Source organism: Mycobacterium sp. pR1184, from assembly GCF_041287235.1.
Taxonomy (GTDB): Bacteria; Actinomycetota; Actinomycetes; order Mycobacteriales; family Mycobacteriaceae; genus Mycobacterium.
Genome location: NZ_JBGGKR010000003.1, coordinates 20752 through 34213, shown reverse-complemented (window position 1 = coordinate 34213; position 13462 = coordinate 20752). Strand labels below are relative to the sequence as shown.

General features: G+C 65.7%; 16 protein-coding genes. 7 read left to right on the top strand and 9 right to left on the bottom strand.

Annotation, left to right across the window (positions count from 1 at the left end; genetic code table 11):
* Positions 1-59 precede the first annotated feature (59 nt).
* The 3 genes from ACAG21_RS06095 to ACAG21_RS06085 all read left to right on the top strand — a co-directional run bounded on the left by ACAG21_RS06095 (position 60) and on the right by ACAG21_RS06085 (position 3427).
* On the top strand, positions 60-347 hold the full coding sequence (locus ACAG21_RS06095) for a hypothetical protein (RefSeq protein WP_370495082.1): 288 nt from the start codon (positions 60-62) through the stop codon (positions 345-347).
* Between the two features lie 346 nt (positions 348-693).
* Positions 694-2763 (top strand): PPE family protein, encoded by a 2070-nt coding sequence (locus tag ACAG21_RS06090; protein ID WP_370495081.1) that lies wholly within the window; start codon positions 694-696, stop codon positions 2761-2763.
* A gap of 25 nt (positions 2764-2788) precedes the next feature.
* Positions 2789-3427 carry a hypothetical protein gene (locus ACAG21_RS06085; RefSeq protein WP_370495080.1) on the top strand — a complete coding sequence of 213 codons (639 nt, stop codon included), beginning with the start codon at positions 2789-2791 and terminating at the stop codon, positions 3425-3427.
* A gap of 75 nt (positions 3428-3502) precedes the next feature.
* Here the strand turns inward: ACAG21_RS06085 and ACAG21_RS06080 are convergent, their stop codons facing one another.
* The gene (locus tag ACAG21_RS06080; RefSeq protein WP_370495464.1) at positions 3503-4972 is read right to left on the bottom strand and encodes an IS1634 family transposase; all 1470 of its coding nucleotides are present in this window, start codon (positions 4970-4972) and stop codon (positions 3503-3505) included.
* Positions 4973-5261: 289 nt separating this feature from the next.
* Between ACAG21_RS06080 and ACAG21_RS06075 the strand changes: the two genes are divergently transcribed.
* Together ACAG21_RS06075 and ACAG21_RS06070 are read left to right on the top strand one after the other, a co-directional pair.
* Entirely contained in the window at positions 5262-5951 is a 690-nt protein-coding gene (locus ACAG21_RS06075; RefSeq protein WP_370495079.1) for a cutinase family protein, read from the top strand.
* 46 nt (positions 5952-5997) lie between these two features.
* Entirely contained in the window at positions 5998-7146 is a 1149-nt protein-coding gene (locus ACAG21_RS06070) for a DUF2993 domain-containing protein (protein ID WP_370495078.1), read from the top strand.
* Positions 7147-7187: 41 nt separating this feature from the next.
* Here the strand turns inward: ACAG21_RS06070 and ACAG21_RS06065 are convergent, their stop codons facing one another.
* Both ACAG21_RS06065 and ACAG21_RS06060 read right to left on the bottom strand, forming a co-directional pair.
* Positions 7188-7457 carry a YdeI/OmpD-associated family protein gene (locus ACAG21_RS06065; RefSeq protein WP_370495077.1) on the bottom strand — a complete coding sequence of 90 codons (270 nt, stop codon included), beginning with the start codon at positions 7455-7457 and terminating at the stop codon, positions 7188-7190.
* A 19-nt stretch (positions 7458-7476) separates the two neighbouring features.
* Positions 7477-7719, bottom strand: a complete 243-nt coding sequence (locus ACAG21_RS06060; protein WP_370495076.1) for a hypothetical protein — start codon at positions 7717-7719, stop codon at positions 7477-7479.
* Positions 7720-7860: 141 nt separating this feature from the next.
* On the opposite strand from ACAG21_RS06060, the gene ACAG21_RS06055 reads away from it, so the two are divergent.
* Positions 7861-8631, top strand: coding sequence for an enoyl-CoA hydratase (locus ACAG21_RS06055; RefSeq protein WP_370495075.1), 771 nt, complete (start codon positions 7861-7863; stop codon positions 8629-8631).
* Between the two features lie 3 nt (positions 8632-8634).
* Here the strand turns inward: ACAG21_RS06055 and ACAG21_RS06050 are convergent, their stop codons facing one another.
* The 3 genes from ACAG21_RS06050 to ACAG21_RS06040 all read right to left on the bottom strand — a co-directional run bounded on the left by ACAG21_RS06050 (position 8635) and on the right by ACAG21_RS06040 (position 10607).
* Entirely contained in the window at positions 8635-9534 is a 900-nt protein-coding gene (locus tag ACAG21_RS06050; protein ID WP_370495074.1) for a bile acid:sodium symporter family protein, read from the bottom strand.
* Between the two features lie 187 nt (positions 9535-9721).
* Positions 9722-10147, bottom strand: a complete 426-nt coding sequence (locus tag ACAG21_RS06045) for a hypothetical protein (protein WP_370495073.1) — start codon at positions 10145-10147, stop codon at positions 9722-9724.
* Positions 10148-10385: 238 nt separating this feature from the next.
* Positions 10386-10607 carry a hypothetical protein gene (locus ACAG21_RS06040; protein WP_370495072.1) on the bottom strand — a complete coding sequence of 74 codons (222 nt, stop codon included), beginning with the start codon at positions 10605-10607 and terminating at the stop codon, positions 10386-10388.
* Between the two features lie 76 nt (positions 10608-10683).
* Here ACAG21_RS06040 and ACAG21_RS06035 point away from each other — a divergent pair, with 76 nt between their 5' ends.
* Complete coding sequence (locus ACAG21_RS06035; RefSeq protein ID WP_370495071.1) at positions 10684-10968, top strand: hypothetical protein; 285 nt, start codon at positions 10684-10686, stop codon at positions 10966-10968.
* A gap of 7 nt (positions 10969-10975) precedes the next feature.
* On the opposite strand, the gene ACAG21_RS06030 is transcribed toward ACAG21_RS06035, so the two are convergent.
* The 3 genes from ACAG21_RS06030 to ACAG21_RS06020 are packed head-to-tail and all read right to left on the bottom strand — an operon-like array spanning position 10976 to position 13460.
* Positions 10976-11791, bottom strand: a complete 816-nt coding sequence (locus ACAG21_RS06030) for a CoA ester lyase (RefSeq protein WP_370495070.1) — start codon at positions 11789-11791, stop codon at positions 10976-10978.
* Complete coding sequence (locus ACAG21_RS06025; RefSeq protein WP_370495069.1) at positions 11788-12297, bottom strand: MaoC family dehydratase; 510 nt, start codon at positions 12295-12297, stop codon at positions 11788-11790. The genes ACAG21_RS06030 and ACAG21_RS06025 overlap by 4 nt, the downstream gene beginning before the upstream one ends.
* Positions 12294-13460: an acyl-CoA dehydrogenase family protein gene (locus tag ACAG21_RS06020; protein ID WP_370495068.1), complete on the bottom strand. Its 1167-nt coding sequence runs from the start codon at positions 13458-13460 to the stop codon at positions 12294-12296. Before ACAG21_RS06020 ends, ACAG21_RS06025 begins: the two co-directional genes overlap by 4 nt.
* Positions 13461-13462: the final 2 nt, after the last annotated feature.

Here is a 13462-nt window from a genome sequence, read left to right as displayed (position 1 = left end):
CACCGCACCACCAGCGTCCGCCGGTTCACGCGGTCACGAAGTCGACAAGGACTTGGTCAGTGACTTTTAACGCTTTCGTCTACGAGTTCCAACACCTCGGCGACATCTACGTACTACATGAAGTCGGCTCCAAACGGATTCACCTCATCGGATCCGCTCCGGAAATAGCGCAGGCGCTGTGCCTCCCGCCGCACCGGGGTGCAGTCCGCAGCAGACTTCTCGAGGTGTTCGACACCGCTGACCAGCTGAGGGCCGCCGCGACCCACCTGGAGAATCAAGCGCCACTGCCGGACGGACCGGCCATTGCCAAGGTGCTCCGCCGAGTCGCGGACAGCCTGGTCGCCTGAGCTTCGATGGTTTGCTGCCGGCCAATGTAGGAGCGCCTGCAGCGGTCGGCAAGAACCGTGAATTCGGGCAAGAAATCTGAGTTGCGGCCCGCAATGTGCAGGTGGGCGATGCTTGTCCCGCACGCGCCGGTGAGGTGGACCTGAAGACACTAGGACCGCTGGCAGGCGCGGCCCCGAAAGGGCCAGCAACCGCGTCGTTTTCACGCCCTCACGCCATGCTTCGCGACCGAACTTAAGCGTTAACAATGCCGTTACTCCTGGTTTCTCTGAGCCGCTTTAAATCGCGAGATTCCCGAGTACGCTCCTGCTGACAAATCAGCGCGCTTAACCCCTCAAAGCGAATGACATGCCGGATTTTGCTCTTTTGCCGCCGGAGATCAACTCCGGCCTGATGTACACCGGCCCCGGTTCGGGGCCGCTGCTGGCCGCCGCCGCGAGCTGGGACGTGGTGGCCGGGCAATTGGAGTCCACCGCCGGCGGCTGGTCTTCGACGGTCTCGGGCCTGACCCTGACATGGTTTGGCCCGTCGTCGATGCGGATGGCCGCGGCAGCCGCACCCTACGTGGCGTGGCTACACGCCACAGCGGCCCAGGCCGCACAAACCTCGGCGCAGGCGTACGCGGCGGTGGCTTCCTACGAAGCCGCGTACGCGATGACGGTGCCCCCGCCGGTGATCGCGGCCAACCGCACGCTGCTGATGGCGTTGATCACGACGAACTTTTTCGGGCAGAACACCCCGGCGATCGCGGCCTGCGAAGCCCAGTACATGCAGATGTGGGCACAGGACGCCGCCGCGATGTATGGCTACGCCGCCGGCTCCGAGGCCGCGAGCGCTTTGACCGCATTCGACGAGCCGCCACAGACCACTACGTCCGACGGGCAGCTCGACCAGGCCCGCGCGCAGGCCCAAAGCGCCGGCAAGACCGCCACCGACCGCAGCCAAACCCTGATGCGGTCGATGCAGCCCACCCGAGAAAAACCCACCACCACGATCGACCCCGGCTCCGTCTACACCGGCGGTGACAACGGTGCCACGGTCGGCGTCAACGGCGGCACTCTCACCGTCGGCCCGGGTGCCACCGGGTCCCTCCCGCCGGGCTCGATCGTGACTATCGGCCCTAACACCACCGGCACCGTCAGCTACGGGGACTTGCCCCCCTTCTTCGTCAGCGTCCCCGAAGGCACCTACGCGCTGCCCGAGAATTTCGGCACCGTGAATTTCAGCATCACGACCGGCTCCGTCACCGTCGGCCCGGGCTCCACGGTGACCGTCGGACCCGGGGGCACCCTCACCGGCGGCGTTCAGGGCGCGACCGTCAGCGTCTTCGAAGGCTCCATCACCCCGGCGGGGGTGGCGCCGGTGACGCCGGCGACGACTGCGACGCCGGCCGCGGCGACCCCGGCGACATCGGCCCCGGCGACATCGACGTCGGCGACGACGTCCTCATCGACGGCCGGGACAACGTCGTCATCCGGAACAACCTCGGGAACGACGTCCGGGACGACGGCGGCGCCCGCGGAGCAGGTCCCTGGGGTGCAGCCGCAGTCGGTGCCGGCCGCTCAGCCACAGGCGGTGCTGCAGGCGGCACCGGCGTTGGCACCGCCACAGGCCGTACCGGGGATAACCGGGCCGCTCGTCGTTCCCGGCGGTGCGGGCGGCGGCGTGGTGCCGGCGGTGCCGGCGGCCCCCCTGGGGGATCCGATGCAGTTCGTGACGGAGGTGCACCAGCCTGCGGGGGCTGCGCCGGACCTGGCCCTCGGGGACCAGGTGGGCTGGCAGCCGTTCGTGCACACGGATCGGGTTGCGCTGACGTCGGGTGCGACGCTATTGGGCGCCGGTGGCGGCGGCGGCCTCACCGCATTCGTCAACACCAAACCCACCTTTTATCGCGGCGAAACTGTTGTCACCAAAATTCAGCATGAAGCATTAGTGCGCGACGCGTCGCTGCGCCTCGCAAAAAGTCTGGATACGGTACAGGCCGGAATTGTTGCGTCATCGGCGTTAGCACTATCTACGGGGCTCGACAAATTAGTGTCGTCCAATGAGGCTGCCAGCAGCCTCTTCGGGCAGGTCCAAGCCGGGGCGAACGCGCTCACAGCCCATCAGGCGCTCGAGCTCCTCACCGGCGCAGGGCATTCGACTGCTTCCACACTTGACCAGATCGCCACGGCAGCGTTCCGCGCGGCACCTCAACTGGCCGACCTGAACAGCCTGATGACGGAAATGAAGTTCATAATGCCTCGCGACGTTCTGTTAAAAGCTCAGTACGCCGTGATCGCCACACTTTTTGCGGCCCATGTTTCCGAAGCCGAAACAGCGACCAGTAACTGGAGCCAGGCCTCGAGTGCTGCCGTCGCGGACTTTGTCGAGGCGGTACGAAGCGACTTCGGTCTGGACCCAATTGCGCCTAGCTAAAATTCTCACGGGATAGGATTTACACATGCACATGGATCAAGCTGTACTCACTTCGCTTGCGACGTTGCTAGGTGCCGGCGTCGGCGGTTTTACGACCTTCATGTCATCCAAAGCCGCATTTCACCGAGGCGAAACCCTTGAGACCAAAAGGCAGCACGACTCCTTGATGCGCGATGTGTCGGTCCGCTTCGTGAAAACTCTGGATATTGTGCAGGGCGAGGTTAGCTCGTCGAAGTTCAAGGGATTATCTGCGGAGTTCGATGACCTGGTGTCGTCCAACCAAGAGGTCAAACACCTCGTCGAGCAGGGGACCGGCGGCGCGGCCACGGCAACAGCCTCCCCCGCGCTGGAGCTGCTCTCGCACGCAACGGAACCGACTCCCGCCATGGCCGAGCAAATTGCAGCCGCGACATTCCGCGCGGCACTCGTCGCGACGCCTTCAATGGTTGACTTGAACAGCGTGATGGCGGAAATGAAGTTGATAATGCCCAACGACATTCTGCAAAAAGCCCAGTACGCCGCAATTCTCACACTTTTTGCGGCCCTTATCTCCGAGGTCGGCGCACCGTCGAATAACTGGAACCAGGCCTCGAGCGCGGCCGTCAGTGACTTTGTCGAGGCCGTGCGAACCGATTTCGGCCTGGACCCGATCGCGTTGACCTAAGACGCCCGCAGCGAGTCGACCAGATCACCGCGCCCCCGAACTGCGTGCGTGATGTGTCACCCGACTTAGGACAATTTAGTGTGCACGGCCTGGGGTGATCGCTGCGATGGCGTCGCGGAGGTCGTCGGGTAGTGGATCTGCGGCGGTCAGGATTTGGTGGCCGGCTTTGATTTGTACGGTGCGGTAGCGGCGTGCGGTCCGCACGAATTTCTTGATGCTCCAACCGGTTCGGGTCTCGATGTAGTGGCTGACGGCCATTGCTGCAAACACGATCGTCAGGTGGGCGTCGATGGACTCGCGTTTGTGGTGGTAGATCGGGCGTGCTTGTAGGTCGTGCTTGGACATCCGAAAGGCCTTCTCGATGCGCCAGAGCTGGTGATATGCACCGATGACGAACTCCGCAGACTGGTCGGTGAGGTTGGTGGTGTAGCCCTTCCACCCGGCCAGTGCCCGGCTCTTTGCCTCCAACACACGGTCGACGGTCTTGGTGGCACCGGCCAGCTTGATGAACCGGTTGCGTTTGACCGCGGCGTGCCCATCGACAGCGCGTTGGGCCTTGGCGACCTGCTCGTCGATCCCGCGCAGACTGCGCCGAGCCCGGTCGTGCCGGTATTGGTAGTAGGTGACCCGATCCGGGATCCCGCGAGCCTTCTCACTGCTGGTGGCCGGCCAGGGCTGGGTCAGCACGAGCCCGTCGGGGACTGCTTCTTCGGGGTGTTTGTCACGCCATTCGCGCACCACGTCGGGCAGGAACGGGATCCGCGCACCCAGGATGTAGGAGAGGCCGGCAGCCTTCAGATCGACCTGGTTGGCTTCGGAGATCATGCCTGCGTCGGCGACCACGGTCACGTCGGTCAGGTTGTGGGCGGCCTTGAATGCGTTGATGACCGGCAGCATGGTGGCGGTCTCGGCCTTGTTGCCTTCGAACGCCTCGACCGCCAGCGGCAGGCCCGAAGCGTCGGTGAGCAAGCCGATGGTGATTTGCGGCTCTAGGCGTCGCTCCTTGGAGAACCCGGGTTCGCGGAACCCGTCTGCGGTGTCAGTCTCGAAGTACAGGGTGGACACGTCGTAGAGAACCAGCGACGCCGGTCCCAGCCCGGACCGCGCCGCACATGCCGCTGACAGTTGTTGGCGGACAGCGGGTTTAGCGAACTTCGGGAGGTGTCGTGTCACGGTGCGGTAATCGACGGCGGCCACGCCGGCCTCGGCGAGCACCCGCAACGCATCGGCCTTGCTGGTCGGTTCGATGATCCGCGCGAGCACCAGATCCCGGAACACCGCATCACCGCCGACAGCCGTATCGAATCCCAACACTCGATACGCGGTGCACAGCGCATCCCACAGGTGGCTCGATTTCGTGGCCAGCAGCTCCAGCGGCTCGCCATCGGTGCCGGTCGTGTCGATGCCCAGGTCCAGGGCGCCCTGGCCTTCGGCTAGGCGCTGGCGAGCAGCGGCTTTGAGCGCTTCGACCTCACCGTCATCATGGGCCGAACCCAAATGCTCGACCTGGCGTGACCCGCGCCTCGTGGACCACACGATCTGCACAGCGACCGCGCCCGAGGCTGTCTTCACGGTGCGCACGTAGGCCACCCCAGCACCCTACGAAGCCAGATTTAGTGTGCAAATTTCCGGCCGGCAACACACGAACCCACAGGTCAACACACTGGGCCGTCACCGACTCACGAAAAATGTCCTAAGTCGGGTCAGTGACTTTGTCGAGGCCGTGCGAACCGATTTCGGCCTGGACCCGATCGCGTTGACCTAAGACGCCCGCAGCGAGTCGACCAGATCACCGCGCCCCCGAACTGCGTGCGTGATGTGTCAGCATGGGGGCGTGAACGCACGCCGGTTCGCTTCCGCGCTGGGTACCGCAATAGTGACGACCTGGGCCACGCTGAACGCATCCCAGGTGATCGCCCCCGCGTCCGCCGCCCCCTGCCCCGACGTCGAAGTGACCTTCGCGCGCGCCACCAACGAGGCACCCGGCGTCGGCGTGGTCGGCCAGCAGTTCATCGACGCACTGCGCCCGCAACTCGGCGGGCGGTCCCTCGCGGTGTATGCCGTCAACTACCCCGCCGGCGAGGATTTCGCTCCGTCGGCATCCGCCGGCGCCAGCGATGTACACGCGCACGTTCAATCGATGGTCGCGTCCTGTCCCAGCACCAAGCTCGTGCTGGGCGGATATTCCCTGGGCGCGATGGCGATCGACGAGGCCACCATCGCCCGAGCACCGATTGCCGGCCTGATCCCCGACATCCTCACGGCCGACCAGGCCGACCACGTTGCGGCCCTCGCCCTGTTCGGTAATCCGTCGGACCGCTACCTCGGAGCGCCGGTCAGCGAAGTCAGCCCGTGGTACGGCGCCAAGGCCGTTGACCTGTGCGCTGCCGGCGATCCGGTGTGCACGCCGGGCGGGGCGCTGGCGCTACCGACGCACGAGGAGCTGTTCTCGCCGGTGCACCTGTCATACGCGCAGTCCGGAATGCCCAGTCAGGCCGCGACTTTCGTGGCGAGCCATCTCTGACCCCGCGCCTTTCCCTCCGTGCCGCCGATGAGGCACAATCGCGCTGGTGACGACTCCGCGAGGACCCTCGGACGGCGAACCGCCGGAACGGGCTCGTCCGCCCATGCCGGGCGGGCCCGCCAATCGACCGGCGCCCCACCGGCCCCCGGTTCCCGGCCCACCCTCGGAATCAGAAACCCGCCGCATCCCCCTGCGCGACGTTCCGCAAGATCCACCCACCGTGCACGCCTCCCGGCCTGTGCGGCCCCCGCAGGGTCAGCCCCCTCGAGGCCGGCCACCGGGGCCGCCGCAGCACGGGCGGCCACCGCAACAGCCGGGGCTACCGCCGAATGTCCGGGCGCAGCAACCCGGCCCGCCGCCACCTCAGCCCGCTGCGCCACCCCAGCAGGAAGCGGCCACCACCAGGCTGCCCACCTTCTCGCCGCCAGAAGACCCGCCGCCGGCCAAAAGGCAGCGGTCGCGGCGCAGGCGGAAGTGGTCCATTGCCGTGATCCTCGGCGTGGTGGTCGCCGTCCTGGTCGCCGCCCTGATCGGCGGCGAGTTGTATGCCCGACACGAGGCAAGCAGCAGGGTGGCAAACGCGGTGCAATGCGAAGTCCAAGACAGCGCAGCCGTCTCGTTCGCCACGGCGCCGCCGGTCCTCTGGCAGTTCCTCACCAAGCACTACCCGGACATCGCCGTCGCGACCGCGGGTAACCAGGTCCGCAGCGTCAAGGGCATGAGGGTGAGCATCGACATCCGCAATGTTCGGCTGAACCAGGCCAACAACTCCGCGGGCACGATCGAGTCCCTGAAGGGCACCATCACCTGGTCAACAGACGGCATCAAGCAGTCGATCCAGGACGCCATCCCGACGATTGGCAGCCTTGTCACCGGGGAGGTGACCACCAACCCCGGTGATGGCACCGTCTCGCTGAAAGGCTTGCTGGACAGTGCCACGGTCAAGCCGCAGATCGTCAACAACGGGTTAGCGCTACAGGTGGTCAGCCTGACCGCGCTGGGCTCCACGATGTCGACGGACAGCGTGCAGAAGAGCCTGGACGAGCTCACGTCGAAAGCCAACAACTACCCGTTGGGCATCCACGCCGACAGTGTCAAGGTGACCGATAGCGGTGTCGAGGCGACCTTCTCGACCAACAACGCCAGCATCCCGGCCGGCGGCGGCAGCCAGGACAGCTGCTTCGCGAATTTCTGACGACAGCAGGCAAAGCCGTTGGCGGACAGCTAGTTTCAAGATTATGGTCGGCCGGTACGTTCGCGGTGCTTGCAGCCCGGCCAGCAACAGGGCCGGCGCTGGCCTTCTTCCAGCTCCTCCTGCGTCCGGCGTATGCGGCGCTCTCGGGTCGCCTGTTGCTTGGCATCCTCGACCCAGCAGATGAACTCGTTGCGCGCCAGGGGCGTGATGTCCTTCCACGCCGCCAGTGCGGTCGAGTTTCCGATCAATGCCTCGCGCAGATCCGCGGGCAGTTTGTGCATTACCCCACCGGGCACCTGGTTGCCGCTCACCCGGCCAGATTAGCCACGATCACGACCCCGGGGTGTACTGCCACACCAGTCCGCGAACTCCGTTCATCAGCCGGTCGCACTGCATCAGGTGTCCGTCGGCGTCGCGCATCGTCGCGTACCGCAGGGAACACGGCTGGCCATGCAGCGGCGGGTTGGCCTGTGCGACACCCAGACCGAGCATGAGCAAACCCAGCACTATCGCCGAGAAGATCGTCCAGCGGATCGCCTCCGATTTGGTGCTGATCATCGTCGTGGTGTTCATGGATACCCCCTCGTCGTGGTGCCGCTCACTGGTGTTTTCAGGATCGGCGGCCAGGCTTGCGAGATCCTCTACGAATTCTTGAAGCTGCGGCCGCAAGTACCCTTTAGCTCGCCAATGACGTCGCCGACCGGAGGTGCCCCGATGGCCCAGACCGATTCCGTCCTGCTCAGCGTGGACAATCGCGTCGCACTGATCACCGTCAACGACCCCGACCGGCGCAACGCGCTGACCGGCGAGAGCTCAGCCCAGCTGCGCGCCGCCGTCGAGCGGGCCGAAGCCGACCCGGAGGTGCACGCGGTCGTGGTCACCGGGGCGGGCAAGGCGTTTTGCGCCGGCGCAGACCTGAGCGCCCTGGGCGCCGCGGGCGCCGGAGCCGCGGAATCGGGACTGCACCAGCTGTATGACGGCTTCATGGCCCTGAGCGGTTGCACGCTGCCGACCATCGCCGCGGTGAACGGCCCCGCGGTCGGTGCGGGCCTGAACCTGGCCCTGGCCGCCGACGTGCGCATCGCCGGGCCCGACGCACTCTTCGATCCCCGATTCCAGAAGCTGGGGTTGCATCCCGGCGGCGGTGCGACCTGGATGCTGCAGCGGGCGGTGGGCCCGCAAGTCGCCCGCGCCGCCCTGCTGTTCGGCATGCGCTTCGACGCCGAATCCGCCGTGCGGCACGGGTTGGCGCTCAGCGTCGCCGACGATCCCGTCGCCGCGGCCTTGAAGCTTGCCGCCGGGCCCGCATCCGCTCCGCGCCAGGTGGTGCTGGCGACCAAGGCCAGCATGCGTGCCACCGCTCGTCCGGGATCGCTGGACAACGACGACCACGAATTCGCGATGCGCACCGAACTCGGGCCGCAGGTGTCGTCGATCCAGTCGCCGGAGTTCGCCGACCGGCTGGCCGCGGCGCAGCGCAAGTAAGTCTTACGCCGCGGGTTCGCTCGCGACCGTCTCGGGCTGCACCTTCACGCGAAACGCCGGGTCCAGCAGGCGTACCGCCCCGATGAACGTCAGGGCCATCAGCGGCGAGAGAGCGCCGTAAATCGCCACCGGCGTTGCCATTTCGACGCTGTTGAGCAGTTGCGGGCTCAGCGCCACGCCGAGGGCCACCACCGTGTTGTGCAGACCGATCTCGAGGCTGATCGCAATGGCCTGCGGTGGACCCAGGCGCATTAACCGCGGTACCAGATAGCCGACGGTGAGGCTGACCGCGCAAAAGGACACGACCGCCCCGCTCACCACACCGAAGTTGTGCAACAGCGTCGTCTCACCTTGGGCGATCGCCCCGCCGATCGCGACGATCAGCAGCAGTACCGCGACGACCTTGACCGGCGTCTTCAATCGACGCGCCAGTTCAGGGAAGCGGTGGCGTATCGCAATACCGATCGCGGTCGGGATGAGCACCAGTGCGAACACCGTGACGAACTTGTCCAGCTGCAGCGGGATGAAGCGTCCCTCGCCGAGGAACCAGGTCATCGACGCGGCCAGAATGGCCGGAAGGGCCACGATCGACAGCGCGGCGTTGATCGCGGCCAGGGTCAGGTTGAGCGCCAGGTCCCCGTTGAAGAGGTGACTGACGATGTTCGCCATCGTGCCGCCGGGCGTGGCGGCCATCAGCATCAGGCCGACCGCCAGATGCGGCTCCAGATGGAAGGCTTCGGCGATCAGCAGGCACAGACTCGGCAGCAGCAGGGACTGACAGATCAGCGCCACCGCCAACGGTCGCCGCATCGTGGCGGCCCGCTTGAAGTCATCCACGGTGAGGGTCAGCCCGAGGGCGAGCATGACCACCGCGATGACCAACGGAAAGTACTGGTTGCCCATAACGCTCCACGGTGTCGTTGCGCGAGGGCCGTCGATTTGAACGGCGCAATTAGTTAGCTTGCCTTATCCAGCAGCTATCCGCGCGGCAGGCAACCCCTCGTCGCGGGCAGTCCCCCAGGTGCGTCGTCCCGTGATAGCTCAGATCCCCTGAATCCCAAGGGTTTCAGGGGATCTGAGCGTCGAAGTGTCAGGAAGCCGACTTGATCGCGATCTGGTCGACCTGCGTGTACCCCGGCGGGTTGCCGCAGGCTCCCGTGATGTAGGTGTGTGCGGCCGTGCCGGTCAGCGTGTTGGGATCCCACACCGTGTGAGTGGTCGTGCCGTAGAGGGTGTAACCACCGCCCACGCAGTTGACGTTGCTCATCGTGTCCATGACCCATTGACCGTCGACCAACGTTGCCTGGCTCGCCCCAAGCCCGGCCTTGATCCAGAGGCATCCATTCCCGCAAGAGTTGACCGTCCAGCTGTTGTCTACACTGTGGCCGCCTGGCGTCGTCACGGTCTCGGTGTAGCTGCCACTCATCGTCGGCGTGTCAGCCCACGCTGTGCCGGCTGAACCGACAGCGAAACCGGCGCAAATAGCGATTGCGGCGAAGCCCCGCGCGATGGTCATCATTCGTTCCTTCCGTGGACCTAAACTCAATGCAGCAAGCAACTGTCATGTGCTGGATCAAAGATTACGACAGATTTGCGGGCTCGGCGTTCGCGAATGTTTCTGCTCTTTTGCAATCTCGTTAAGACACCGAAAGTGCCGCATTAGCGAGTTCCTTACGGCCAAAGATCTTGACAGCAGCCGAAACAACGCCGTAACACGGGCGACACATGTTGAGGCCCCGCATTCCGTTTGCGCCCTATTTGACGGTGTAGCCCGCGTCGACGGGAAGTGAGATGCCGGTGATGTAGCGGCCGGACTGCCCGCACAGATAAACCATTGCCTCGGTGACGTCGGCGGCTTCAATCATCTCGACCGGCAACAGGTTTTCGAATGCGACGCTGGCCTCGGGTTTTTCGGCAACCAATTGCGCCACCGGCTCGTTGAGAAGCATCGGCGTTGCCACCCCGCAGGGATGCACGGCGTTGACGTTTCACGCCACGGCCAATTCGCTGAGTTTGGGATCGGTAGCGGACCGCGTGTTGTGAACTATCCCCATGATCGCCACTCGGAACCGGATCATCGCGGCGGCATTGCTGTCCAGCGGCTTCGCGACGGCGGGATTCGGCTTGGCCGCGGGAACCGCCCGGGCACAGCCGAGTCCCGCGCCGCAGGTGTATTGGTGCCCCAACCAGCCGTGGAACCCGGCGTGGGGCGAGAACAAGTACTGGAACCAGTGCTGGGACACCGAACATCCGCCGACGTACCCGCCGCCACCGCCGTCCCGGCAGCCGAATTTCAACTGCGGCCTGTTCTGGTGCCCGGTACCGCCGCACCCGTGAGTGCCGGCTAGGCGGAATCTCCAGCTCGCCGCACCAGGGCCGCCGCGTGCTTGAGCACCGGCGAATCGACCATCTGCCCTTCGAAAGCGAACACCCCGCGCTCGCTGCGCGCCGCCGCCAAGACCCGGCGCGCCCAGTCAAGCTTCTCCTCGGTGGGCCGAAAGGCCTTGCGCACCACCGGAATCTGGGTCGGGTGAATGCACACGGTCCCGGCGAAGCCCAGCGCCACGGCGTCTTGCGCCTCGGCGCGTAAGCCGTCGAGGTCGCCGATGTCCAGGTGCACCGCGTCGAGCACGGCAAGACCGAACGCCGACGCCGTCAGCAACGCCGTCGATCGCACGTGACGGGCGACATCGCGATAGGTGCCGTCGGCCGTGCGGCTGGAGCTGCCGCCCAGCGCAGCGACCAGATCCTCGGCGCCCCACATCAGCGCCACCGTGCCCGGCGCCGCGGCGATCTCCCTGGCGAACACCGCACCGCGCGGGGTCTCCAGCAGCGCGATCACCTCGAGTGGGGCCAGCGCGGTCACCTGTTCGGCCGATTCGGTCTTGGACAGCATCACCGTCGTATACGGCGTCGACTTCAGGGCCTCGAGATCGGGGGAGTATTCGTCGGTATCGGCGGCGTTGATCCGCACCACGGTGCGCTGCGGGTCCAGCGGGGTGTCCTGCAACGCCTTGCGGGCGGCCGGCTTGTCGGCTTGCGCCACACCGTCCTCGAGGTCGAGGATCACCACGTCGGCCGCCGCGGCGGCCTTGGCGAAGCGCTCCGGGCGGTCGGCCGGGCAGAACAGCCACCCGGGGCCGGCTGCGGCTAAATTCATCGAGGCTCCTCGTCGGCTGGTCGCTTTTGCACCAGAGTCTTGCGGACAGCGCGCGCGACCACGTCGCCGTCCTGATTGCGCCCGGTGTGTTCGAGGCTCACGATTCCCTCTCCCGGGCGGCTCTTCGATTCGCGCTTGTCGGTGCACACGGTCTCGGCGTACAGGGTGTCGCCGTGGAACAGTGGCTTGGGGAACGACACCTCCGAGAAGCCGAGGTTGGCCACGATGGTGCCCAGTGTCAGTTGGGTGACCGACAGGCCGACCAGTGTCGACAGGGTGAACATCGAGTTCACCAGCCGCTCACCGCGAAAGCCCGGTTGTTCGGCGGCCCATGCCGCGTCGAGGTGCAACGGCTGGGTGTTCATGGTGAGCGTGGTGAACAGCACATTGTCCGCCTCGGTGACGGTGCGACCGGGGCGGTGCAAATAGGTGGTGCCGATCTCGAATTCCTCAAACCACAAGCCGCGCTGCACGACCGACTTGCCCACGTGGTCCGGCAAGCTCACGACAGCCCCAGCGATCGCGCGATGAGCATGAGTTGCACCTCGGTGGTGCCTTCACCGATCTCGAGGATCTTGCTGTCGCGGTAGTGGCGCGCCACGGGATATTCGTTCATGAAGCCGTATCCGCCGTGAATCTGGGTAGCGTCGCGCGCGTTGTCCATTGCAGCCTCCGACGCGATCATCTTGGCGATCGCCGCCTCCTTTTTGAATGGCTTGCCCGACAACATCTTTGCAGCGGCATCGTAGTAGGCCGTGCGTGCGACGTGGGCACGCGCCTCCATCCGGGCGATTTTGAAGCTGATCGCCTGATAGGAGCCGATGGGCTGGCCGAACGACTGTCGCTCCTTGGAGTACTTAACGCTTTCGTCGACGCAGCCCTGCGCCGCACCGGTTGCCAAGGCGGCGATCGCGATTCTGCCTTCGTCGAGGATCGACAGGAAGCCGGCGTATCCCCGGCCACGGGCGCCCAGCAGATTCTCTTCCGGAACGCGGGCATCCTGGAAAGTCAAGGGATGGGTGTCCGAGGCGTTCCAGCCGACCTTGCTGTAGAACGGTTCGACGGTGAATCCCGGTGTGCCGTTGGGCACGATGATGGTCGAGATCTCCTTCTTGTCGTCGGCGAGCGTGCCGGTGACCGCGGTGACGGTGACCAGCGAGGTGATGTCGGTACCCGAATTCGTGATGAACTGCTTGGAGCCGTTGATCACCCACTCGCCGTCGTCGAGTTTGGCTGTGGTGCGGGTACCCCCGGCGTCCGAACCCGCGCCGGGTTCGGTCAGGCCGAAACCGGCCAGCGCGCGGCCGGCCACCAGGTCGGGTAGCCACTTCTGCTTCTGTTCGTCGGTGCCGAAACGGAAGATCGGCATGGCCCCGAGCCCGACCCCGGCCTCCAGCGTGATCGCCACCGATTGGTCGACCTTGCCGAGTTCCTCGAGCGCCAGCGAGAGCGCGAAGTAGTCGCCGCCCATCCCGCCGTACTCTTCGGGAAACGGCAGCCCGAACAGGCCCATCTCCCCCATCTTGGCGACGACCTCGTACGGAAAGCTGTGCTCCTCATCGTGTTTGGCCGACACGGGAGCAACCACGGTCCGCGCGAAATCGGCGACGGTGGCGCGAAGGTCTTCGTATTCCTTGGGTAACGTCCCCGCGGTGATCGTTGTCGTCATGA

What these genes read in the sequence shown, in the direction of transcription:
- ACAG21_RS06060 (WP_370495076.1), bottom strand. Translation starts at nt 7,719, where the DNA reads ATGAACACCACGACGATGATCAGCACCAAATCGGAGGCGATCCGCTGG.
- ACAG21_RS06035 (WP_370495071.1), top strand. Translation starts at nt 10,684, where the DNA reads ATGATCGCCACTCGGAACCGGATCATCGCGGCGGCATTGCTGTCCAGC.
- ACAG21_RS06085 (WP_370495080.1), top strand. Translation starts at nt 2,789, where the DNA reads ATGCACATGGATCAAGCTGTACTCACTTCGCTTGCGACGTTGCTAGGT.
- ACAG21_RS06045 (WP_370495073.1), bottom strand. Translation starts at nt 10,147, where the DNA reads ATGACCATCGCGCGGGGCTTCGCCGCAATCGCTATTTGCGCCGGTTTC.
- ACAG21_RS06020 (WP_370495068.1), bottom strand. Translation starts at nt 13,460, where the DNA reads ATGACGACAACGATCACCGCGGGGACGTTACCCAAGGAATACGAAGAC.
- ACAG21_RS06030 (WP_370495070.1), bottom strand. Translation starts at nt 11,791, where the DNA reads ATGAATTTAGCCGCAGCCGGCCCCGGGTGGCTGTTCTGCCCGGCCGAC.
- ACAG21_RS06050 (WP_370495074.1), bottom strand. Translation starts at nt 9,534, where the DNA reads ATGGGCAACCAGTACTTTCCGTTGGTCATCGCGGTGGTCATGCTCGCC.
- ACAG21_RS06055 (WP_370495075.1), top strand. Translation starts at nt 7,861, where the DNA reads ATGGCCCAGACCGATTCCGTCCTGCTCAGCGTGGACAATCGCGTCGCA.
- ACAG21_RS06090 (WP_370495081.1), top strand. Translation starts at nt 694, where the DNA reads ATGCCGGATTTTGCTCTTTTGCCGCCGGAGATCAACTCCGGCCTGATG.